This window comes from Bacillus sp. B1-b2, from assembly GCF_009183415.1.
Classification (GTDB): Bacteria; Bacillota; Bacilli; order Bacillales; family Cytobacillaceae; genus Niallia.
In genome coordinates, this window is the sequence record NZ_WEHU01000003.1 from 205,355 (window position 1) to 227,996 (window position 22,642).

Genomic DNA, 22,642 nt, shown 5'->3' on the forward strand with positions numbered 1-22,642 from the left:
TCAATAACTTTAAATATTTATTTTTATAAAGCTCTCTCTTTCCTTATTATCTTTGGTAAGTGAGAGCCCACCTTTCTTCCCTTGATCCATTTCACTTATATTCTTTTGGGCGTGAGTACTCGTCTCTCTAACAAGAATTAACACAATCCAATACCTATAACTTCTATATATTTAATCCCCACCATTTACATGTACTACCCTATTACTTTTCTCTTTCTTCCCTGTCCAATTCTTCGCAAATAATCCAGCATACATAAGAATCGTACCTAGGCTAATGATGATTCCAATATAAACAGACATCATAGAAGGAATAAGGAATGCTCCAAGAATAATAGTTGATCTTGCGATAAGATCTGCACCACTATATGATAAATTGGCAAAAGCAGAATATGAGCCTCTTTTATCACTTGGTATCATATTTGCTTGTTCTGTATTTCTTATTGGGGAATAGATCAACTCTCCCAATGTCGCAATTAAGTTAAAGAAAACTAATAGATACCACGTATTTGCAGAGGTAACGGTAACATAACCAATACCATATAGCACAAGTCCAACTAATAAAGCATGTTTTTTGTTAAATTTGTCTGTTATGCGGTTAACTAGAAAAGTAAAACAAACTACGAGTAGCATATTTTGTATATTTAATATACTTAGCATACGTACACCAGCAATTTCAAAATTGCCTAGCTGCACACTTTTAAAGGTTTCGGAAAGACGAATTCCAATGTAGCTATTTAAGGAAAACTCAGCTGCTAAAATAAAGGTAGTACCTATTACAACTTTTACAAAGTCAGAATCTTTAAAAGCTACTTTATAATTATTGACTAAATCCACTAATACATTTTGATGCTTTTTCTTGAGTTGATTTTGAAATTTATCTTCCAAAAATAGCCAATAAGCAATTGGTATAATAGTGGAAGTAATGGTTAGCATGATAAACAGTACTTGTTGATGATGTAAGTATAAAAGGCCGCCTAATACAGATCCAATTGCTAATGAAAGGTTAATTAACCAATAGTCGAGAGCATATACTGCTTTCCTATTCTCTGCAGTTGTAGAATCTATAATAATCGCATTCATCGCTGGTCGTCCTAAACTACTTGAGATAATAAATCCTATGTATGCAAAGGCAAATAGCCAAATGAGCTTTTTCTCTGGAAATAAGCTTACTGTCATCATTAAAAAGAATAAACTAATAAGCCACGAGGTTAATAGTAACACCTTTTTTCGAGGAAAGCGATCTGAGATATAACCACCCACTAAGTTAATGAAAAAACCTATAATAACGGTTGTAATTAAAAATGCTCCTGCCCATACTTTATTCATTTCCTGTGCAAAGAATAGAGCCATAAATGGCATAACAGCAGAAGAAACTGCTCGATTGAAAAATGAGGTAATCATTCTTACTTTAATATTCTTCGGTAATTCTTTCCATTTCATGTTGTTCTCCCCCTTTTATCTACTGTATATTAAACTAGACGGATAATAATAAAAATAGACATTTTGTTTCATCATGTCCCCTTTTAGGAGGAGAATAAAAAATGAATAGCAAATTACTTACCCTTTGGCGATATTATCCTTCTGGAAATATACGAACAGAAGAAATAGCGGAAACACTTCAATTAAGCGCTAAACAGACTACAAGATACTTAAAAAAATGGCAAGATGAAGGTTGGATTACCTTTAAATCAGGTCGTGGTCGTGGAAATATTTCCACAATTATTTGGAAAAAAGAAGTAGAGGAAGTTTTTGAAGAAGAAGTATTACTGAGAATGGATGGAGAAACAGTTGAAAATAGTAGCAAGTTTTTAATGTATGATTGGTCAACTGATAGCAAAATGAGGCTGATGAATAAATTTCAAACAAAGCTAGGCTTTATTCAAGAGTCAAAGGACAAATTAATTGTGCCTAAAAGGTACCCCATTCTTACTATTCACCCCTTAGAAGCTGCAGAAGTTGTTAGTGCAAACTTAGTAGCTACAATCTTTAATCGTTTAGTTGCTCTTACAGAAGAAGGGGAAATCATCCCCGAATTGGCACATAGCTGGGATGTATCCTCTACTAAATTACGACTCTATTTAAAGAAGGATATAGCATTCCATGATAAGTCGATTCTCACTCCTCATGATGTGAAAGACTGTTTAGATCGTCTACGTAACCACAAGCACTATCAAGAGCTATGGAAACCAATTGAAAGAATTGAAATAAAAGGTCCTTTAATAGTGGATCTTATTCATCCGAATGGTTGTAGTTATACGCTTCCCTTGCTTAGTATGTTATGTGCGAGCATTTATCGAGAATCGAAAGATCAGGTAATTGGAACAGGTTGTTTCTCATTAGAGGAAAATAGAGATCATAAAACCACTCTATTAGCATTCAAAGAGTATTTTCAAGAAAGACCTCTTTTAGATGCTGTTGAATTTATTAAAGTTCCTACCGATTTTAAAGGAGCTTATCATTCTCACCTAGAACAAACGGACTCTACTTCTTTTCAAGTAGAAAGTGATTCAGGCTTTGGAATAGTAGTCATGAATGTTAATCGAAATACGGACATAAAACGGAAAGAGGTTAGAGATTATCTTCATTGGATTATTGCAAAAGAACGTGATAGTATTCATACTTGTAATTCTCGAATGATCCCTAATCATAAAAGTATGTTAGTTGGTCATCATCAAAATATTGCTATCCAAGAAGTGCCCCGCCCCATGTTTACTGAACCTCTAGTGGTTAGAGGAGCTAGTCATACTGCTGATACGACACAATGGCTTGTGGATATTTTAACAAAAGAAAATATTCCAATAGAATTGCAGTGGTACTCTTTTGCAGATACAGTAAATAAGGAAGCGAAAACACTTAATGTTGATTTATTTATACATGGAGAAATATTTGAGATGAATCAGGACTTCTCTTTTTTCCATTTTCTCAAGAATGGGTTCTCCCCTTTATATCACATACTCCCTGACCATGACGAGTTAAATAGGTTGCTTGATAGCTATCTTCATACTCCATTCAAATCTTGGAGTACTCTTAATAGGAAAGTAGAGAAGTTACTAATAGAAGAATCTATTGTTATTCCTCTTTATTATCAAAAAAGATATGTCCCTTTTTCCTCCGATATTATGAATATTACCATTAAGCATTTTGGATATGTGGATTTTTCAAAATTATGGGTGAGACCGAACATTGATGAGGTTGAATAGCAGATGAATAACAAGAAAGATAGTTTACTTGACTCTTTGTTGTGTTTTGAAGTTATTAAGAGGGAAAAGTTAGATGATACTAATGCTACTTACTTTAGAAAAAAATATATATAAGAGTCTTTCTACAATAAAACGTAGAAAGACTCTTTAAAGTTGTTTACATCGCATTCAACTAAACAGCCAGTTAGTTTAAGCTAAGGGTTTCACAAACTTTATACAAAAGAATATACAAGTAGGGACCTTTTCTAATCCAATAGCTCTTTTTGCTTAAAAATTTGTATGGATGAGATGAGAACTACAATGATAATAGCGATAGTTGTAAGAAAAGCAAGGAAGAAACTAGACTCTAATTCTCCTACCAACAAGACCTGTCCTGTGTGCTCTGTCATCGTAGCAGGACTCCACTTCATATACTTTCCTACAATCGATGTTACCGTTGAAATAGCAAATATCACAAAAATGGTAACAAAAGCGATACTGCCATTTCCTTTCATTAATGTACTAAAAAAGAGTGTCATCGTAGAAACAAAAACTAACCAAATACTGTAGATCGCTACACTTTGAAGAACGCGTTCGAAAGCGACTGGTTCAATAAGTAAACCCGTATAGTACCAAGAAGCTAAATATCCGATAACCAATGATACCAATGTAACTGTAATTAACCCAGCCCATTTCGATAAAATATAGGAGGAATATGGAACTGGTTTCATCATGACCATACCTGCTACTCCACTCTGTCTTTCTGCTGAAACAATCCCCATCCCACTCAAAACAAGGATAAGTACCCCAAGCATCCCATAATTAGAGAGAACCTGCATTAATACTTCTTCTCCTGTTGGAACAGGCATTTCTAGGATTGTTCCCTCTGGAAGCCCGCCAAAGGTGTCCAAAATTTGCGGCATGTAATATGAACTAACCGGCTGCATGACACCTAACAAAATAAAAACAATAGGAATCCATAGAATTTTATAATTTCGTATCATTTCTGTTACTTCTTTTCGATAAAGAACCGTCAAGTGTGTCATGCCTTCACCACCTTTATAAATAAATCTTCTAACGTTGTTTGTGCCATCTCAAATTTCCGAATGGGCAGTCTTCTATCCACGATGTCTTTTAATAGCGTTTGTTTCCCATAAACAATATCATTTAAAACAATGCTTGCTTTGTATCCTTGAATGTTTATTTCTGAGACAAAACTATAACGCTCAATGGTCTTTAGCCAATCGCTTGCCTGTGCTTCGAATTCAATTTGTAAAATAGGCTGTTGATACTGCTCAATTACACTACCAATGCTACCTGAAATGGCAATTTCCCCATCATTCATAATCAGAAGATCATCACTTATTTCTTCTGCATCGTGAAGGACATGTGTTGAAAAGAGAATCGTTGTTTCTTGCTTAATCTCCCTCATCATGTCTAACACTTCACGTCTCCCAAGTGGATCCAGTGCTGAAACAGGCTCATCTAAAATTAGTAATTTCGGACGATGAATCAGTGCTTGTGCCAATCCAAGGCGCTGCTTCATTCCCCCAGAATAACCCCCTATTTTTCTTTTCTTCGCATTTGTTAGACCAACTCGTTCAAGTAATTCTTCGCTTCTTTTTTCTGCTTCTTTTCGATTCAGTTTTGCTAATTGTCCTACGAAAACAAGAAACTCCTTCCCATTCATCCAATTATAGAAAGCAGGATATTGAGGTAAATACCCAATAAACGGCCTTAAATCCTTTGCTTTTTCCCCTTTAAAAGTAATACTTCCTGAAGTCGGTTTTAACAATCCTGATAGCATTTTTAATGTCGTTGTTTTTCCTGCTCCATTGGGTCCAAGTAAGGAAACACACCTGCCTTCTTCTATATGAAAATGGATTCCTTTAACAGCATTCATATTTCCAAATCTTTTTACTAAATCACTTGCCTTTAATAACTCCATTAGTCATTTCTCCTTCCAAGAACGAAGTAAAGCACTGGTCCTATTAAATTGATAAAAAGAATAACAAGGATCCACATCCATTTGGGTCCGTTCGTTTTTTCTTCTCTAATACAAGAAACTAATGCAGTAATCATAAGAAGTAAATGTAAGACAAGAATTGGTACAATCGCTCCCCAAGAGATTCCATCTAATAGTTCGTTCATTTTTCCCCCTCCAAATTGTTTATTTACCCTTAATACGATTACGCTCACCTAATCGTTCACTTACAAAAAAATAAATTCCACGTATAGAAGTGTTTTCTCTGTAGCGGAAAGCAACGTGCTTGCCAATTTTACTTATTCTACTAGTCATAGCTAACAGCCGTTCTCCACTTCACCTACTAATGGATATTATCTACTGTTCTGTTAATCTATCTTCTGGCATTTGATCTATTTTTTTCTATTTTCCCGCATATGGTAACAAGAGGATGCACTATTATAAGCACCTTGATCAAATAAATAACCGGAGAAAATTCTCTTATTCCACTTTTAGCATGAAAATTAGCTTCAATAGACGGAGAAATTCCGCCTATTTCCTTAAAACACATGAAATCAGAGGTTTTTTTCTTACTTAACCGGAAAAACTACCCTTATTTTCCTTAAAATATTGTTCCTTCTGAATTTAGTCGGAAATACTTCCCTTATTTTTATTGAAAACTTGATGGAAAAAAATCTTTTTTAATCATAAAAAAACCTCAAGAATGTTATCCTGAGGCTTTTCGTTTAAATATTTTTCTTGCAAAGATAAGATAGATAATAAGATATGTTGGAAATTGAATAAGGCCTAAAAAGCCCCAAAGCCAAGCATTGTGTCCCCTCTTCCGTGCATCCCAGAACATCCATGACCCCTGACATATTAGAATGAATGCAATTAAGACCCATAACGAAATTGGTATAACACTAAGTTCATGTGAGTTCATTCCTTACTGACCCTCTTTCTTGTTTTGTTAAAAGCTAAGGGCAGTAGGATAATGCCTACAAGCTGAAAGTAAAGAAAAAGAATCGGCTGACGATAAACGATAGCAATCACCACTGAAAGCACACTTACAGCAACCAAAATAAAAGCGATGAGATCTTTCCATTGCTTTCTTTGTATCCTTTTTTGTTCTAATTCAACGTTCTGTTGAAACCATTGTAGATTTGGAGTAGATACTGGATTCCATTGATCTATCTTATCAAAACCATCTATTAATTGCTTAACTGTTTGTTCATCTTCCTCATCCAATTCTAGATCTCTATTAGTAGAATTATTCTCTTTCACATTCAGACAACTCCTTTCGTATACTTTTTAATCCATTTGAAACTCGAGATTTTACTGTTCCTTCTGCAATACCCATCATTTCCCCAATTTCTTTGTAAGAATATCCGTAATAATGCTTTAGCACGATAGGCATTCTAATATCTTCATTAACTCTGGCAAGCACATCAATTACATCAGCCCATTCTTCATTCCTATTTCCTGCTTGCCATTTCATTTTCCGAAGCGCTCGCTCTTGCTCTTGCCAGTTTTTCTCCCGCTTCTTTCTACGCTGCTGATCGATGTAGAGATTTGTTGCAATTGTGATAAGCCAGGAAGAAAACTTAGATTCCCCGTTATAAAGGTGGATTTTTTCGATACACTTCATCATCGTCTCTTGTGTTAAATCTTCTGCGATTTGAGGATGAAGGGTCACTTTCATTAAATATTTTACGAGGAACGAATAATTCTGTTGTAGCAATTTCGAAAGCGCCAATGTATCTCCTTTTTTCGCCTTTCGAATCAAATCCTTTTCATCCATGAAATCTACTCCATATAATAATGATCTAAATGTAATACGACTAACTTTGGGAAACCGTTCATTTTAAAAATGAGAAATACAATAAAAACCTTTAGCCGCCTTTTATCATTCTCGACTTAATTTTCCACTAAAATAAGCATAGACCACCTATTTCTCATGTCCCATTAAATGTTGAATAACTTTTAAGTGCTCGTTCTTGATAATTAAGGTGGTTCTGTAGCTAAACCTTAACTGGTATGGAGGGATATACTTAAGGATTTTAGCCCTAAAAGAAGTTTGATTAGTGACATGCCTCATTTGAGCTACACTATCCCATTTAATAGTACCTATGAAACTATAATAAATAAGGAATATTCAGTAATCAATAACTAATTGATTTTTCTAATTTACTCCCTTACGTTTACGCCGATGAAAATTAATCTAAACTATTATTCCGCTTTAAAACAAAAAAATTGATTTATCGTAAATTGTGTCCTTTATTTATAAATCATCTACTTTTAATTACACTACTTTTCTATCGTGACTCTTTCTTTATTACAGGAGCGTTTTTCCCAATTATTACACAAAATACAACAATAACAGCTAAAACAATAGTTAGCCATGTAATCGATTCTCCCAAAAAAAATACAGAAAATCCAATCATTAAAAAGGGCTGTAAATATTGAATTTGACCAACTCTTGCAATCCCCCCTAAAGACATTCCACCGTACCAAGCTACATATGCTAAAAATTGGCTTACTAGAGCTAAATAAATTAAACTCATCCAAGCTTCAATAGGCGCTTGTAACATATTAACTGAGATGTTTAAGGCTACAGGAATAATAAAAAACGGTGCTCCAATTAATATAGCCCAAGCAATGACCTGCCAACTCCCAAGCTCTTTTGAAAGTTTTCCACCTTCTGCATAACTTAATCCAAGTATTATGACAGCTAAAATAAGAGCAACATCTCCTTTTTGTAATTGACCTAAGCCTAAATACACGGCATAAATAAGCACTGCTATCGAAGCAATAATACTCGCAATCCAATAGCGCTTAAAAGGTCGCTCTCCTCCACGCCACATAGCAAAACCAGCTGTCGCGAGAGGAAGTAAAGCCAGTTCTATTGCGCCATGTGATACAGGTAGTGTTTTCATTGCAAAAGTTGTTAATAACGGAAAAGCTAGTACAGCACCAATGGCAACTATGCCCAAGCTTTTCAATTGTTTTTTATTAGGTAATGATTCTTTTTTTATGATAAGAATGATACTTACAATTATTGCTGCAATAACTGTCCTACCCAATCCAACAATCGTCTCACCAAAATAAGGGACAGCAATACTTGTAGCTGGCAATGTAAGACTAAAACAAACGACACCAATAAAGCCAATGAGCATTCCTCTTTTTACTTTAGTTTCCATCCAAACTCCCCCTTCACAATCAAACAAATATATTCCATAATCATAGTTAAACAGAAGTAACTAATTAAACATGATTGTAATTGAAAGTAACTCTTTTTAATACAGTAAAATTCCACATCTGTCATAGGACAGATGCGAAGGGGAATGATTATGACAATCAAATATAAAGGCATTTTAGAATGGATAAAACAGCAAATAGAGGATAAGCAGTTAAAAACAGGCGATAAATTACCTTCTATTCGGCTGCTCGCCGAACAATTTCAATGTAGTAAAAATACAGTTGTAAAGGCATTACTTGAGTTGGAACAACAACATATTGTCTATGCTAAACCCAAAAGCGGATATTACGTTGTTGATTATTACAAAACACCTAATTCATACGAAAATGATATTGATTTTTTATCCGCTGGTCCGGATAAAAATATTATGCCTTATCAGGATTTTCAGCATTGTATAAACCAGGCGATTGATCATTATAAAGAACAATTATTTACTTATAGTGAGCAACAGGGACTTTTTTCTCTACGAAAAGAGCTTGCAAAGTATTTACAACATTTACAAGTATTCACGAAACCTGAACGACTTGTTATTACTTCAGGCTCACAACAAGCGCTTCACATTCTATCTAACTTGCAGTTTCCAAATGGAAAAAAGAATGTATTAATTGAGCAGCCCACATACTTTGGTATGATTGATAGCTTACAGTTAAATCAGATTACAACATTGGGAATTGAATTAACAATGGAGGGCATTGATTTTGAAAGACTTGAGACCTTATTTCGAACCAATGATATTAAATTCTTTTATATAATTCCAAGATGCCATAATCCACTAGGACATCATTATACAAATGAAGAAAAGGAAAAAATCGTCGCTCTTGCAGAAAAATACGATGTATACATTGTAGAAGATGATTTCTTAGCAGAATTAGATACAGATTTAAAAGCAGATCCATTGTTTGCGTATGAACCTAACGGAAGAGTCATTTATGTAAAGAGTTTTTCGAAAGTATTTTTGCCAGGATTGCGTATAGCAACTGTTATACTCCCTGAAAAAATGATTCCCACTTTCGTAAGCTATAAATTTAGCACTGATTTCACTTCATCGCCACTTTCACAAGGAGCATTAGAAATCTATTTAAAAAATGGTATGTTTCAATATCATTTAGATAGTGTAAAAAAACTGTATATAAAAAAAATGAAAAAATTAATAGAAGCCTGTTCCTTGTATTTACCGAGCTATATACAATTTACAAAGCCCAAAAGCGGTTTTTACCTAACTATCTTTTTGCCTTCACATATAGATGTCAATAAATTGATTTACCTATTACATGAAAAACATATTTATGTAGACAATGCTTCTAGAATGTACTTAACTGAAAATAAGCAGCAAGCCATTCGACTCAGCATTTCACAAGTAAAGGAAGATATGATTAATCTCGGTATTCAACAATTAGCAACTTATATAATCGATATGTGTGAAAAAAGGACATACAATCCACTCTCGTTTAAATCCTATCATTAAAGTCGATAAGACCCCTTTGTATCAATGTTTTAATCAATAACAAGCTTTAAAAAATCTCCTACAAAATATATATTATTTGACTAACAAGAGCCTTTGAACAAGACAAATAAAAAAAGTCTATTCCTTAATAAAGGAGGAATAGACTTTTTAAGGTTTAGTCCTGTGTAACGAAAACCTAGCCCAAGATACATAGAGTGAACTTTCAAATTTTGGGTAATGTTGTCCAAATAGTATCATCATAAGGAGGAACTATTTCGAATAAGAATTTAAGGATTATCTAATAGTATTTAAGTTTACTCAAAGCTTCATCTACTTTTCTATGTGTCCAATTTTTTGACTAGCTTTAGTTTTACTTCTTCTGTACAATTTTTCCGCAGATATGGTCCTTTTCCTGCACTATATACTGTGATTCTTATTGAAATAGACTTTGTCCTTTTAATTTTTTTCGAAGAATGTAAACTAGTTACTTATAGTAAGTTTAAAAATAATAGCCAATATGAACTTGCCATTTAATAGACAAAAAGTAGAAAAGAGGTAGATTTTCCAAATAGTCATCTCTCCACCCTCCCAATAATAACTAATTTTACCTATATTTACTACAACATTCTTCCTGCACTAAACTCCTTTAGTACCAGAAGAAAATCTAAACCAAGAAGCAAAAAACCCCCTTCAGATCTGAAGGAGTTTAATTCATAATATACTGAGGGGGGCTATTTTTACTAATGAGTAATGCGTTATTGGGGAGCTTTTGTTTTAAGCAAAGTTAACCCCATGCCCATAAAAACGATTCCTGTTATTTTGTTTAAAATCAAACCTATTTTGTGATTTCCTCTTAATTTTTTCGTAACATATGAAGAGAAAGTAGCAATAAATAGACACCATAGTAATCCTGTAAATGTAAATGTAAGACCTAGAATTATAAAAGGAATGGGACCTGAAACCTTTGTATCTATAAATTGCGGTAGAAATGCTATAAAAAAGATAGAAACTTTTGGATTCGTTAGACTCGTTAAAAGACCTTGTATATATATCTTTCTAGTGTTTAATTTATGAGCTGGAACGACATCAAAATTCCCATTGGTTTTATCGATCAACATTCTAATTCCCAAGTACATTAAATAAATTACTCCAACTATTTTAATGGTGTTAAAAAAGAAAATAGATTTTGTAAGAATAATGGATAAACCAAAAGCGACAAGTAAAGTATGGAGTACTGAACCTGTAATAATGCCAAAAACAGAATAAACACCTGCTTTGCTTCCTTGTGAAATACTTCTCCCTACAATATACATTGTGTCTGCACCAGGCACTAGATTTAATAGAATTCCTGTTAATAAAAATACTTCGTAATTAATAATACCGTACATATCAGCACCTCTTTTTATTTTTTGGTGCCCTTATTGATATTAAATAAAATTATGTAAAAAAGAAAGATTTTTTTTTAGTTTTGACGATTTAAATTGGAATCTTTTCCTATTTCCTTATTTCACTAAATTGCACCTATTGTGACAAAGAAAAAAGCTTCCCTTTTATTTCAGGGTAGCTCTTTAAAGTTAGAAATAATTATGGTTTTCCAAATTTCTAGTGAGTTACTCTCCTACCATACCGTCGTTATCATTATCTCTCATGAATTTGTACAACCAATGATCACTCGTTATTGGCATCCTGAAACCAGCTGCTTTTGCTTCTGCAATTGTCACCTGGCCATTACCGTTTGTATCAACACTAGAGAGATCCCCTTCATTTGTGGAAGAACTTGCTGATTCAGACTCGGAGTCCTTATTTCTGGTTAGTCCAAGTGATTCGTTTACTTCATCAGGGTTCACATTGTGAAATGAATCCGAAATGACATTTCCGTTTATTGTATAGGTATACTGATAACTAGAAGGAATCTGGGTTTCTGTATCCGGATACGTGATAATCGCTTCAAAATTAGTGGCTCCTCCTGCCTTACGGATTGCATCTTCTAAATAAGCTTGGTCACCATGTCGGTTGAGCGTACTATCTTGTGGGGTAATATTATAAGCATTCGATACCCCTCCGAGAGAATCAGCAATGATATGTCCTTCATCTAAATCGGCCCTTTCAACACCAGGAACCTTTGCCTCATCCGAATAGTATCGGCCAGACGATAATACAGGTTCTTTACTGTCATCTTGTAGAGTAATCTCGTCAGCAATGACACGTACTAATTGTCCGTATTCGTTTGTAAATGCCCAATATTCACGGTCCCCATAACCAATGTCAACGACGACGTTCGATTCACGATATCCAGACAAATCACCCCCATCTACTTCCACGAGTTCGTATCCTGCGAAATGTTCATCATTTGATTGGATTGATATTTCTTCTGCTACTGATTCACCTACAACCGTATTTATAGTTTCTTCTTTTTCACTATTTTTCTCAACTGTGGTTACTTCTTTTGTATCCGTTTCTACAGCTGTAGTGGCTACATCATCAAGGTTTGTACAACCAACCATGATGATGGTCATTAAAAGTAAGAGTAAATAGTTCATTTTCGTTTTCATTTTATGATTCTCCTATGACAGTTTCATGTTGTTCATTCTAAAAAGCTCGGGATGTTAAGATAAGTTAATGTTTTTAACATAGACCTGTTGATAATAGTATATTCCAAGATTAACTTTATTTCAGTATTTATTTTGTTCGAAGTGATGCAGCAAAGTCTATTTGATTACTAGGAGAAGTGCCTATAAATCGAGATGGTTTTGCAATGACTCTATAATTCCTGCCTAATTGTATTAAACTGCCCCTTTTCTATCATAAGCAAGGTTTTCTTTTTACAGGAATGCTGCCCCATAGCCATAGAGACTAGCTCTTTTTAAATAAAAATAAGCGTTAATCCTTCTTAACTTTAAATATGGTATAATAAAAAAACATCTAATCCCTTATGTATCAAGGTTTTAGACGTTTACGATTAGAAAATATTGAAGCGTTAATATGTATTATACGAATGTTTGTTCTATTTATAAATATGTGTTTATATCGGATTATATAAGGAATGTCTTATTTTAAAGACATTCCTTATATGCCCTAGACTAATAGTTTATCTACATATTTTACTAACGCACCCTATAGTTTAAGTGTAAATCTTCACAAACTATACTTTCGCTAGTCTATTTTAAACAGGATTATTGCCTTGAAAGTGCGAAAAGAAAACTAAGCAAAAAAGACATTGAACCTTTCTGGATCAACGTCCCAATTCTTTAGATTTCTATTTCTATAAATTGTGCTTTTTTAAGCATGTTCCGAATAATAATACTAATCAACCTAAGAATGTTATTACCATTTCAACAAACTCCTTTGGATATTGAAATAAGGAACCGTGTCCTGCATGGTCAAATATTTTTAACTTACTATCATGTATTCTATTTGCTAAGTCATATGAATTTTCTGTTGGAACCATGCGATCATAATCTCCATTTATTATTAGTGTAGGCTGAACAATTTTTGATAAGTCCGCAGGCTTGTCTTTTCCCCATTTATTGATTGCACTTAATTGCATTCTATACGCTCTCAAACTGATAGTTTTATCTCGAATTTTTTTCCTTTTTTTTATTTGAATTAGAAACTCTTTAGCCTTTTTCTTACCATTCTGTGTGTTTGAGAAAAACAGATAGGTTTTTACGTCTTTGAAAGTCAATATTGCACGAACAAAATCAAGGTTAGTAATACGCGTGACATTAGATATACCTTTTCCTCCTCGAGGTCCTGTACCTACTAATACCAACTTTCTAACTAAGTTTGGTTCCTTTAAGATTAGTTCTTGAGCAATCATTCCTCCCATGGACAAAGCTATTAAATCTACCTTTAAAAATCCTAGTAGTTTAATAAATGTGATTGCATCGTTTGCCATTTGAGGAATGTTGTTTGGTACTTTACCATTGGATAATCCTACCCCTGTGTTATCAAATGCGATGACCCAATGACTTTTGGCAAGACCATCAATAATCCTAGGATCCCAATTATCAAGATTAGCTGAAAGATGTGTCAATAAAATAATTGGGATTCCTTTTTTTTCACCTAATTCTCTATAAGCATACCGTTTACCATTCTCATGATGAATGAATAAGTTAGGTGCGTTAATGTAAGAATAATGAAATGACATTGCTACTTCCACTCCTGCTTCCCTTTTTAAAATTTGATAACTACTTTTCCTTTTGGATGTCCATTTGCCACTAATTTTAGTGCAGCATTAATGTCATCAATTGTAAAATTGGTAGGATCAATAGCTGGAACAATATTGTTTTCTTCAATAATTTTCGTTATTTTTTCTAATTGTATTCCGTCAGCTCTAACGAAAATGAAGCGATATTGAATACCTTTTTTCTTTGCTTTCTTATCAAATTTCGAGCCCACTAATCCAAAAATAATTTGCTTCCATTTAGGAAGACCTTTATCTATTGCAAACTGTTTATTCGGTCCAGTACGAAGACTTAGTAACCGACCACCTGGTTTAATAATGGATAACTCGCGTTCGAATTCATCAGCACCTAGAGTATCAATTACAAAATCAACTTCGTCTAATATTTCCCAATAATTTTCCTTAGTATAATCAATATATTGATCTGCACCAGCATTCAACGTTCTCTCTTTAGCCGAAGGACTACCTGAAACAATAACCTTTAATCCAATTGCTTTAGCTATAGGAACAGCCATTTGGCCAAAACTTCCTGACCCTCCTGGAATAAACACTGTTTGTCCCTTTTTTGCTTCTAACTCTTCTACTAAGCCTTGATATGCCGTTAGACCAGTTAAAGGTGCACCAGCTCCAGTAACAAAATCTAAATTTTTCGGCAAGTGCCATATGGATTTAGCATCAACTGCAACATATTCTGCAAATGCTCCTATTTTTTCAATCGGGAGTCTTGTATAAATAGGATCCCCAACCTTAAACCCATAGTCAGGATTACCAACCTTTTCGACAATCCCAGTTAGTTCATTTCCTAATGTAAGAGGCATATCATAGTCTTGTATTAATTTTACACTTCCTGTAATATTTAAGATTTCAAGTGGATTTACTGCAGCAACTTTTACCTTTACCAGTACTTCATTTTCTTTAATAATCGGTACAGGGATATCAACAATCTGTGCTTCAATGTTTTTCGAGTATTTTTGTATTTGAGCAGCTTTCATATTCATAATCTCCTTTTAAAAAACCACCAACTCTTACATTGATGGTTTTTTATTATCATTTGCTTATTTTATTCATTTCTTGTTAACGGTTAAGCCTTGTCTTTATTCTTTTAAGAAAGGATAATCTGTATACCCTTCTGCTCCTCCTGCATAAATGGTATTTTTATCAGGCGTATTCAGTGGGGTATCCAATTTCATTCTTTCGACAAAATCTGGGTTGGCTATCATCCAAGTCCCTACAGTTATAACGTCCGCAAGTTCATTATCCAAGTCTACCGTAAGTTGGTCTAAAGTACGTCCTGCTCGGTTAACAAGAAGTGCTTGCGACCAAAGTTGACGGATTTCTTGTAATAATGATTCATTTCCGAAGTGCATGATATGGAGATATGCAAGGTTGAGCTTATCTAACTCACTGACTAAATAACGGTACATTTCCCCACTTGTTTCTCCCTCTTCTATTCCATTTAGTGTTCCTTGAGGAGAGAAACGTATGCCTGTTCGTTCTGGACCAATCTCTTCAACAACTGCTTTAGCAACTTCAATGGCAAATCTTGAGCGATTCTCAATCGTTCCACCGTACGCATCCTGACGGTGATTAGCATTTTCACTTAAGAACTGTTGAATAAGGTAACCATTTGCTCCGTGGATTTCAACCCCATCTGCACCAGCTTCTACCGCTGCTCGTGCTGCTAGGCGAAACTCATTTACAACGTCCTTAATTTCTCCTTCACTCAACGCTCTAGGTGTAGGAATCTCCTTCATCCCTTGTGCTGTAAATATTTCTACATTAGGCGCAATAGCTGAAGGGGCAACAGCTTGACGGTGATGAGGTGTATTGTCAGGATGTGAGACACGGCCTACATGCATAAGTTGAACAAAGATACGTCCTCCTTCGTTATGCACTTTTGATGTTACCTTTTTCCACCCCTCAATGTGTGATTCTGTATAAATACCAGGTGTATTTGTATAACCCTGACCATCCTCTGAGGGTTGAGTACCCTCACTTATTATTAAACCAACCGATGCACGCTGGCCGTAATAGTCAGCCGCCAAATCACTAGGTGTTCCATCTGGAAGTGCTCTACTCCTTGTCATTGGTGCCATACCTAAACGGTTTTTTAGTTCTATATTTCCAATTCTGACTGATTCAAATAACTTGCTCATATTACTTCCTCCTTCTTAATGGTTATCAATTTTTTATAAAGATGTTGAATTCAGGAACGAATTGACGTTCTCAGCAAATAGTTCTGGAAATTGGAATAGGTGTCCGTGACCAGAATCAGGATATATAATGAGTTGTGCTTTTGGTAAGTGCTCAGCTAAAATATAACTATTTTTGGTTGGAACCATAACATCGTTAGTACCATTTGTCACAAGCACAGGGGGTTTAATGTTCTGTAACCACTTGTAATCATTATTGGATTTTGGTTGAGACCACTTTGCCAAAGCCTTTAATTGGGCTTGTTGTACTTGATCAGAACTTTCAACCTTTTTCTGATTGATAATTCTTTGTAAAGATGCCATTCCCGCAGATTTACTTGTTTCAGTTGAACGGTAGAAGAAAAACATGAAGTCATCCAAAGCATTCTCTGCATTCCCACCGTGTCGACTCATTCTTTCAAATATTTCTGGCTCGGGATTAATTCCAGACTCAGGTCCAGTACCTGCCATGATGATTCGTCTAATCAAATTCCCTTCTTGTAATGCCAATTCTTGTGCAACCATTCCACCAATTGAAAAACCGAGAATATCGACTTGATCTAAACCAAGTGCTTTTATAAATTTCCCTGCATCTTGTGCCATCTCAGCAATCGTATCAGGTGTTTGTCCTTTCGTCTCACCAACCCCTTTGTTATCAAATAGGATAACTGGACGTTCCTTCGCAATTGGACCAACCATATTAGGATCCCAATTTTCCATCGTTCCTCTAAAGTGAACTAGAAATACGACAGGTACTCCCGTTTTTTCACCAAACCTTCTATAAGCATAACTAGTACCTTCAACGTCAATAAATTCTGATTGAGCTGGTATGGTAAATGTCGTCATTTGAGTTACTTCTCCTTCGAACATTGAGTTCTAAATTTTTTAATATAAATTAGTTGAATGAAATGCATTTTAGAATGTTCATTCTAAAATGCATGTAGAAATAAAGCTAACACGGTATTTAAAGGGTCTGATTATAACCCTTTCTATTCACATTTCGAGAATGATTGTTCTCAAAAGAGTAAAAAAAATTAATCTAATACCGAAAGTGTAATATCAATAATATTATTTAATTTTTCTGTGTCATCGGTAGTTTTGGTTATAACGCGTAGACCTACTAAGGAATTATGAAGAAATTCCGATGTTTTTTTTGCATCATGATGTTTAGATATTTCTCCAGCTTTTTGACCCTTTAGCACTAGATTATTTAGTAGTAATTCGGTCTTAGAAAAACTTTCCACTACCTTTTCTGCTGCTTGTTCATCATGTAATGACAACTCAACTGCCGTATTTACAGTCAAACATCCAATAAGTTGTTGTTTATCTCTGACAATTATCATATTAAATAATTGCCTGATAGCATCTTTTACCGAATTCAGCTGGCTTACTTCATTCTCTATTCTAGTTGTTATTATTTCATTATAATGATCCAACGCTTTTATAAACAAAGTATGCTTGTCACCAAATGTATCATATAAGCTACGACGATGGATACCCATATACTTTACTAAATCCTGCATGGAGGTTTTTTCATAGCCTTGTATCCAAAAAAGTTCCATAGCTTTTCGTAATACTTCATTTTCATCAAATTCTTTGTTTCTAGCCATATTACCATTTCCTTTGAGTAATCTTAGAGTAACCAGAAAATCTTTATGCTAACTGATAATCATCAATCAACAAGGTAAGAATATTGACTTTCTCGTCCCTCGCCAATAATATCATTTTAAGAATGAACAGTAAAGATTTGCTTAAAGAGTTACTACTAAATTCTCCAATTTTGTATGAACTATACGTTTTACCAGCTTCCCCTCCTAAAAAGAGATTTTTAGATCTGTTTCTGTAACCTTGAGATAGTGTTAAGTAAGCTTTTTAGAATTATCGTTCTCATTATGGCAAAAAAGTAGTTAATAACCTTACAAATCTATAATACCATTTTGAGAACGATTGGTAAAGAATAAATTTTGTTTTTTTTAAAATCATTAGGCGATAAGAAAAAAAGGCATAATTTTATATTCCATAATACAGTTTAAAAATTCATTCTATAACATATGAACACTAAACCTTTTTAATTTGAATGAAGAGTTTAAATTCTTATTCAACAAAACTCCCTCAATAAACAAACACTTATCTTTTAAATACTCAGTTTCTCTCAATATTTCTACATAAGTTGTTTAGTCTAATAGATTTGGTTAGTAAGAAAAGAGTCCAATCAAGCAGTTTACGAGAAAAATGAGCGCAAGAAACTAGCCAACCTTCGGTAATTTCCTAAAAGTTGGAAGATTAGGTATGTACGCACCAATGGATGTCCACATATCTTATGGGGATCTCCCCTCCCAAGTCTCACAGAGTCTTCGCTCCTACATTCCTTCGTTCAACCTTTATATAAGGTGGATGTCGGTCATGCTGCCCCACAGGATCTATGTCCTTACGTTAGTTGCGTTGTCAACTAATCCCATGCTGATTTTGTCCGTTCATCTTTTCAAATCTATTTGTTAATCGTTAGTTTAATAGTGATTAAGCTGCTACTGGTTCTTGGATAAATGCATGCATATGGGGGATGTCCTTCAACATTTTCTCCTCTTGAAACATAAAATGTTTCTTACCAATAGAGAAGAGTATACGGATGAGCTTATTACACAAAACAATTAAAGACTGCATCTTTTTAACGGATTGTCTGGTCTCGTTGTGTAGTAATGATATAGGGCTTTAAAGGCTTTGTAATAAGAATTTAGATTATAGTGTAATATATATATTCATTTCTCTTTAATAGACATAATTTTCTCCAATAAAATATCCAGATTACATAAATCCGGATACAATATAACTTTTTATTAATATATATTTTAAACAGCACTAGTAATTGTTTGTTGGTTAACTAATTTTTGATACAATGCGTTTGTATTGTAAAGTTCACCATGAGAACCGAACCCTGTTACTTTTCCATCTTGAATTACTATTATCCGATCAGCATCCATGATGGTTGATAATCTGTGGGCTATAATTATAGTTGTTCTATCTTTCATCAAATTATTCAAGGCTTCTTGGACTAGTGCCTCAGAGTGCCCATCTAAATGAGCGGTTGCTTCATCTAATAATAATACTTGAGGTTCTCTTAGAATAGCTCTAGCAATTACAATTCTCTGTTTTTGCCCCCCTGATAAACGAATACCTCTTTCTCCTACTTCTGTATCTATTCCCTTAGGTAGAGAAGTAATAAAAGAGTCTAAATTTGCCTTTTTTAATGCATTAAAAATTTCCTGTTCTCCTATTTCTTTCTTTATCCCATATACCAAATTAGCCCTAATACTACCTTCCATAACAGGTGTGTCTTGACTAACATATGCGATTTTTTCTCTCCAGTCATTTAAGTTATAAGAGTAAATTGACTTACCTTTATAAAGTATGTCGCCTCTGTCTAAAACATAAAAACGTTCTAATAAGGAAAACAAAGTTGTTTTTCCTACTCCGCTTTCACCAACTATTGCGGTTCTTTGTCCTTCTTTGGCAGTAAAGCAAATATCCCTTATTATTTCTCTTTTTTTATCGTAGGAGAATCCAACATTTAAAAAGGTTATTCCACTTTCATTCTTTTCTTCCAAACTCTTATAGTTAGATGTAATAGTATCTTCAAGATCTTCTTCAAAAAGAGCATGCACTCGCTCGGTTGCACCCATTGCTTTTTGGAATTGAGTAAAGAATTGAGCCATTTTAGTTATGGGTGTTACTATTTGAAATATATAAAAAACTATAGCTACTAAAGCCCCAGCGGACATAGCACCAGTTGCTACTTGGTATCCTCCATATCCAAAAATACATACTAATACCATTAGTATTGCTGTTGTAATGAGAGGTGATACTATTGCAATAATTTTTCCTGTTTCCAAACCGTGGCTATACAACTTTTCAGCTCGTCTTCCTCCCTGAATAGCTTCTTCATTTTCTGCAACGGAGAACTTAACCATCCGAACATCACTAAGAACTCTCCCTAAATCTCCCTGAAATGCTGCGGTTTCCCTTTGCAAATTATTAGATACATGATACATCTTCTTTCCTAATGGTGTTAGAATTAAATAAGTGAGAGGGAAAACTAGTAAAAAGATGATAGCAACTTTCCACTCTATAGTAAAAAGAATAATGAGAGAACCTAAGATAGTTATGGAACCAGTAAAAAACGGAATTAAATGGTTAACAAAGAAATTATTCATAACTACTGTATCATTTGTAATTCTACTCATAATTTCACCTGAGTTATTAGAATCAAAGAACTTAATTGGGAACTTTACGACTCTCCTCCATAAATCCTCTCTAATTAGCATGACTATTTTCTCTCCTATATATATCATCATATAGAGGGAAATCCCAGAAAGTGAAACTTGGAGAATAAAAACTAATAATAAGCCAATAAGAATGAAGAAATTGAAATCATTTAATACTAACTTGTCCACTAGATCCATTGAGACTATAGGTATTATAAGAGATACACCGGTTTGTATAACTGCTAATAGAATTGCTATACTAATTACCCAACCAGATGGCCTATATCTATTTAAAATATCAAAAAACTGTTTTGGTGATAGAGTTTTCATAATTATACTATCCTTATTTAGAATTTTAATAATTGACAGAGTATAAGATTATATTAAAATTTTAGAGACATATAAAACAAATATCTTTTATTATGCTACGTACCAGATTAAATTACTTTTTTCTAAGAACAACCGCAAAACAATCACTATTTTCTTCGTACTCTCCACCATTCACATCGGCATAGACTTTTTCTATAATAAATCCAGCTTCAGTGACTTCCTTTTCTAGATCAGGAATACTAAAATATTGATTCCAATAATTATAATTCACTAAATCTCCATTATCGAAAGCTAATATATTTTTCACCAAAGAAACTTTATTTGGGTACTTTAATGACGCAAACAAAGTCAAATGTTCCTTTTGTGAAAACAAATCGTTAGCTGAAAGTCCCCATAATAAATTTTGTTCAAACTTTTCATAGCTATTATCGGAGAGTACATCTAATAAAACTAACCCATCAGGCTTAAGTCCCTTATATATATTATTTAAGATTTTTTTTCTCTTAGTTTGATCAAAACTTCCATATAACTCATAAATTAATAAAGCTATATCAAATTCATTTTGAAAATTTAGCTTTGTCATATCTTCGTACAAATAATCTATCAATAGATTATTCTTTTTAGCTTCTTCTATGGCATAGTTTATAGAGTTTCGATTAAAATCTACTCCAACAACTTTATAGCCTGACTTAGCTAAACCTTGAGAGTATAATCCAGGACCACACCCCAAATCAATAACCCTTTTATAACTCTCTGGAGGGGCAATATTTTTTATAAATTGAATTGTCTCATGAATGAATTCTGTACTTTTGCTTCCTCCAGGTATATTCTCGTCTAAGTGAGTCTTCAAAACAAGCTCTGCTCTATCTGGATCAAGCCAAATCTCTTGTGTACCTTCTTCAAATGGCATTGGATTTTTTGCTAGTTCTAATAGTCCTTTCAATTCATCACCTTCAATATTTAATATTCTAAAATTCTATAACAAATAAACTTACCGGACGCATAATCATAATCAATAATGCGCCCAGAAAAAAAGTAAGTAGATATTCTCTTGACCATTAAATAATTCTTTGTTAATGTTAAAGTAATTCTATATATTAATGCATGCAATAAATAATTTAGCAATGATTACTTATCGATGAAACAAACACACTAGTTAACGTAGTTGACCATGTTGTAGTTATTGTTCCATCCACTGCTTGGCCCTTACCTTCAGTGTCATGAGTCAATTTTTGCAAGTCTAATACTGATTTCATTTTTCTCACCTCCTCCATGAATTTACTTTTTACCGGAGAAGGATTAGCAATGATTGCTTATTGATGAAACAAACACACTAGTTAACGTAGTTGACCATGTTGTAGTTACTGTTCCATCCACTGCTTGGCCCTTACCTTCAGTGTCATGAGTCAATTTTTGCAAGTCTAATACTGATTTCATTTTTCTCACCTCCTCCATGAATTTACTTTTTACCGGAGAAGGATTAGCAATGATTGCTTATTGATGAAACAAACACACTAGTTAACGTAGTTGACCATGTTGTAGTTACTGTTCCATCCACTGCTTGGCCCTTACCTTCAGTGTCATGAGTCAATTTTTGCAAGTCTAATACTGATTTCATTTTTCTCACCTCCTCCATAAATTTACTTTTTACCGGAGAAGGATTAGCAATGATTGCTTATTGATGAAACAAACACACTAGTTAATGTAGTTGACCATGTTGTAGTTACTGTTCCATCCACTGCTTGGCCCTTACCTTCAGTGTCATGAGTCAATTTTTGCAAGTCTAGTACTGATTTCATTTTCTCACCTCCTTTAAAGAATTACTTAATT

At 34.0% G+C, this 22,642-nt stretch carries 23 protein-coding genes and 1 pseudogene; 2 read left to right on the top strand and 22 right to left on the bottom strand.

Going from position 1 to position 22,642, the window contains the following annotated elements:
• Positions 1-171: 171 nt before the first annotated feature.
• On the bottom strand, positions 172-1,440 hold the full coding sequence (locus tag F9279_RS04505; RefSeq protein WP_152111591.1) for an MDR family MFS transporter: 1,269 nt from the start codon (positions 1,438-1,440) through the stop codon (positions 172-174).
• 101 nt (positions 1,441-1,541) lie between these two features.
• On the opposite strand from F9279_RS04505, the gene F9279_RS04510 reads away from it, so the two are divergent.
• Positions 1,542-3,200 carry an ABC transporter substrate-binding protein gene (locus tag F9279_RS04510; protein WP_152111592.1) on the top strand — a complete coding sequence of 553 codons (1,659 nt, stop codon included), beginning with the start codon at positions 1,542-1,544 and terminating at the stop codon, positions 3,198-3,200.
• 245 nt (positions 3,201-3,445) lie between these two features.
• Here F9279_RS04510 and F9279_RS04515 read toward each other — a convergent pair whose 3' ends face one another.
• The 7 genes from F9279_RS04515 to F9279_RS04545 all read right to left on the bottom strand — a co-directional run bounded on the left by F9279_RS04515 (position 3,446) and on the right by F9279_RS04545 (position 8,342).
• Entirely contained in the window at positions 3,446-4,225 is a 780-nt protein-coding gene (locus F9279_RS04515) for an ABC transporter permease (RefSeq protein ID WP_152111593.1), read from the bottom strand.
• On the bottom strand, positions 4,222-5,127 hold the full coding sequence (locus F9279_RS04520; RefSeq protein ID WP_152111594.1) for an ATP-binding cassette domain-containing protein: 906 nt from the start codon (positions 5,125-5,127) through the stop codon (positions 4,222-4,224). Before F9279_RS04520 ends, F9279_RS04515 begins: the two co-directional genes overlap by 4 nt.
• Complete coding sequence (locus F9279_RS04525; RefSeq protein WP_152111595.1) at positions 5,127-5,330, bottom strand: PLD nuclease N-terminal domain-containing protein; 204 nt, start codon at positions 5,328-5,330, stop codon at positions 5,127-5,129. The genes F9279_RS04520 and F9279_RS04525 overlap by 1 nt, the downstream gene beginning before the upstream one ends.
• Positions 5,331-5,349: 19 nt before the next feature.
• Positions 5,350-5,478: a hypothetical protein gene (locus F9279_RS25905; RefSeq protein WP_264298221.1), complete on the bottom strand. Its 129-nt coding sequence runs from the start codon at positions 5,476-5,478 to the stop codon at positions 5,350-5,352.
• Positions 5,479-6,081: 603 nt separating this feature from the next.
• Positions 6,082-6,426, bottom strand: a complete 345-nt coding sequence (locus F9279_RS04535; RefSeq protein ID WP_152111597.1) for a YxlC family protein — start codon at positions 6,424-6,426, stop codon at positions 6,082-6,084.
• On the bottom strand, positions 6,413-6,943 hold the full coding sequence (sigY, locus tag F9279_RS04540; RefSeq protein ID WP_152111598.1) for an RNA polymerase sigma factor SigY: 531 nt from the start codon (positions 6,941-6,943) through the stop codon (positions 6,413-6,415). The genes F9279_RS04535 and sigY overlap by 14 nt, the downstream gene beginning before the upstream one ends.
• 514 nt (positions 6,944-7,457) lie before the next feature.
• Positions 7,458-8,342: a DMT family transporter gene (locus F9279_RS04545; RefSeq protein WP_152111599.1), complete on the bottom strand. Its 885-nt coding sequence runs from the start codon at positions 8,340-8,342 to the stop codon at positions 7,458-7,460.
• A 150-nt stretch (positions 8,343-8,492) separates the two neighbouring features.
• Here F9279_RS04545 and F9279_RS04550 point away from each other — a divergent pair, with 150 nt between their 5' ends.
• Entirely contained in the window at positions 8,493-9,866 is a 1,374-nt protein-coding gene (locus F9279_RS04550) for a PLP-dependent aminotransferase family protein (protein WP_152111600.1), read from the top strand.
• Positions 9,867-10,600: 734 nt separating this feature from the next.
• Here the strand turns inward: F9279_RS04550 and F9279_RS04555 are convergent.
• The 14 genes and pseudogenes from F9279_RS04555 to F9279_RS25005 form a co-directional block, all read right to left on the bottom strand.
• On the bottom strand, positions 10,601-11,233 hold the full coding sequence (locus F9279_RS04555) for a LysE family translocator (RefSeq protein WP_152111601.1): 633 nt from the start codon (positions 11,231-11,233) through the stop codon (positions 10,601-10,603).
• A gap of 222 nt (positions 11,234-11,455) precedes the next feature.
• Positions 11,456-12,397: a DNA/RNA non-specific endonuclease gene (locus tag F9279_RS04560; protein WP_152111602.1), complete on the bottom strand. Its 942-nt coding sequence runs from the start codon at positions 12,395-12,397 to the stop codon at positions 11,456-11,458.
• 755 nt (positions 12,398-13,152) lie between these two features.
• Positions 13,153-13,995 (bottom strand): alpha/beta fold hydrolase, encoded by an 843-nt coding sequence (locus F9279_RS04565; protein ID WP_152111603.1) that lies wholly within the window; start codon positions 13,993-13,995, stop codon positions 13,153-13,155.
• 26 nt (positions 13,996-14,021) lie between these two features.
• The gene (locus F9279_RS04570; RefSeq protein WP_152111604.1) at positions 14,022-15,023 is read right to left on the bottom strand and encodes an NADP-dependent oxidoreductase; all 1,002 of its coding nucleotides are present in this window, start codon (positions 15,021-15,023) and stop codon (positions 14,022-14,024) included.
• 102 nt (positions 15,024-15,125) lie between these two features.
• Positions 15,126-16,187 (bottom strand): alkene reductase, encoded by a 1,062-nt coding sequence (locus F9279_RS04575; protein ID WP_152111605.1) that lies wholly within the window; start codon positions 16,185-16,187, stop codon positions 15,126-15,128.
• A gap of 33 nt (positions 16,188-16,220) precedes the next feature.
• Positions 16,221-17,069: an alpha/beta fold hydrolase gene (locus tag F9279_RS04580; protein WP_152111606.1), complete on the bottom strand. Its 849-nt coding sequence runs from the start codon at positions 17,067-17,069 to the stop codon at positions 16,221-16,223.
• A 188-nt stretch (positions 17,070-17,257) separates the two neighbouring features.
• Entirely contained in the window at positions 17,258-17,833 is a 576-nt protein-coding gene (locus F9279_RS04585; protein WP_152111607.1) for a TetR/AcrR family transcriptional regulator, read from the bottom strand.
• A gap of 907 nt (positions 17,834-18,740) precedes the next feature.
• Positions 18,741-18,940, bottom strand: a pseudogene (locus F9279_RS25575) (IS110 family transposase); the annotation flags it as partial.
• 129 nt (positions 18,941-19,069) lie between these two features.
• Positions 19,070-20,812 carry an ABC transporter ATP-binding protein gene (locus F9279_RS04595; protein ID WP_152111608.1) on the bottom strand — a complete coding sequence of 581 codons (1,743 nt, stop codon included), beginning with the start codon at positions 20,810-20,812 and terminating at the stop codon, positions 19,070-19,072.
• Between the two features lie 112 nt (positions 20,813-20,924).
• Entirely contained in the window at positions 20,925-21,755 is an 831-nt protein-coding gene (locus tag F9279_RS04600; protein ID WP_152111609.1) for a class I SAM-dependent methyltransferase, read from the bottom strand.
• A gap of 175 nt (positions 21,756-21,930) precedes the next feature.
• Positions 21,931-22,068 carry a class III lanthipeptide gene (locus F9279_RS24990; RefSeq protein WP_193224445.1) on the bottom strand — a complete coding sequence of 46 codons (138 nt, stop codon included), beginning with the start codon at positions 22,066-22,068 and terminating at the stop codon, positions 21,931-21,933.
• 43 nt (positions 22,069-22,111) lie between these two features.
• Positions 22,112-22,249, bottom strand: a complete 138-nt coding sequence (locus tag F9279_RS24995; protein ID WP_193224446.1) for a class III lanthipeptide — start codon at positions 22,247-22,249, stop codon at positions 22,112-22,114.
• Between the two features lie 43 nt (positions 22,250-22,292).
• Positions 22,293-22,430 carry a class III lanthipeptide gene (locus F9279_RS25000; RefSeq protein ID WP_193224446.1) on the bottom strand — a complete coding sequence of 46 codons (138 nt, stop codon included), beginning with the start codon at positions 22,428-22,430 and terminating at the stop codon, positions 22,293-22,295.
• A gap of 43 nt (positions 22,431-22,473) precedes the next feature.
• The gene (locus F9279_RS25005; protein ID WP_193224446.1) at positions 22,474-22,611 is read right to left on the bottom strand and encodes a class III lanthipeptide; all 138 of its coding nucleotides are present in this window, start codon (positions 22,609-22,611) and stop codon (positions 22,474-22,476) included.
• Between the last annotated feature and the right edge of the window lie 31 nt (positions 22,612-22,642).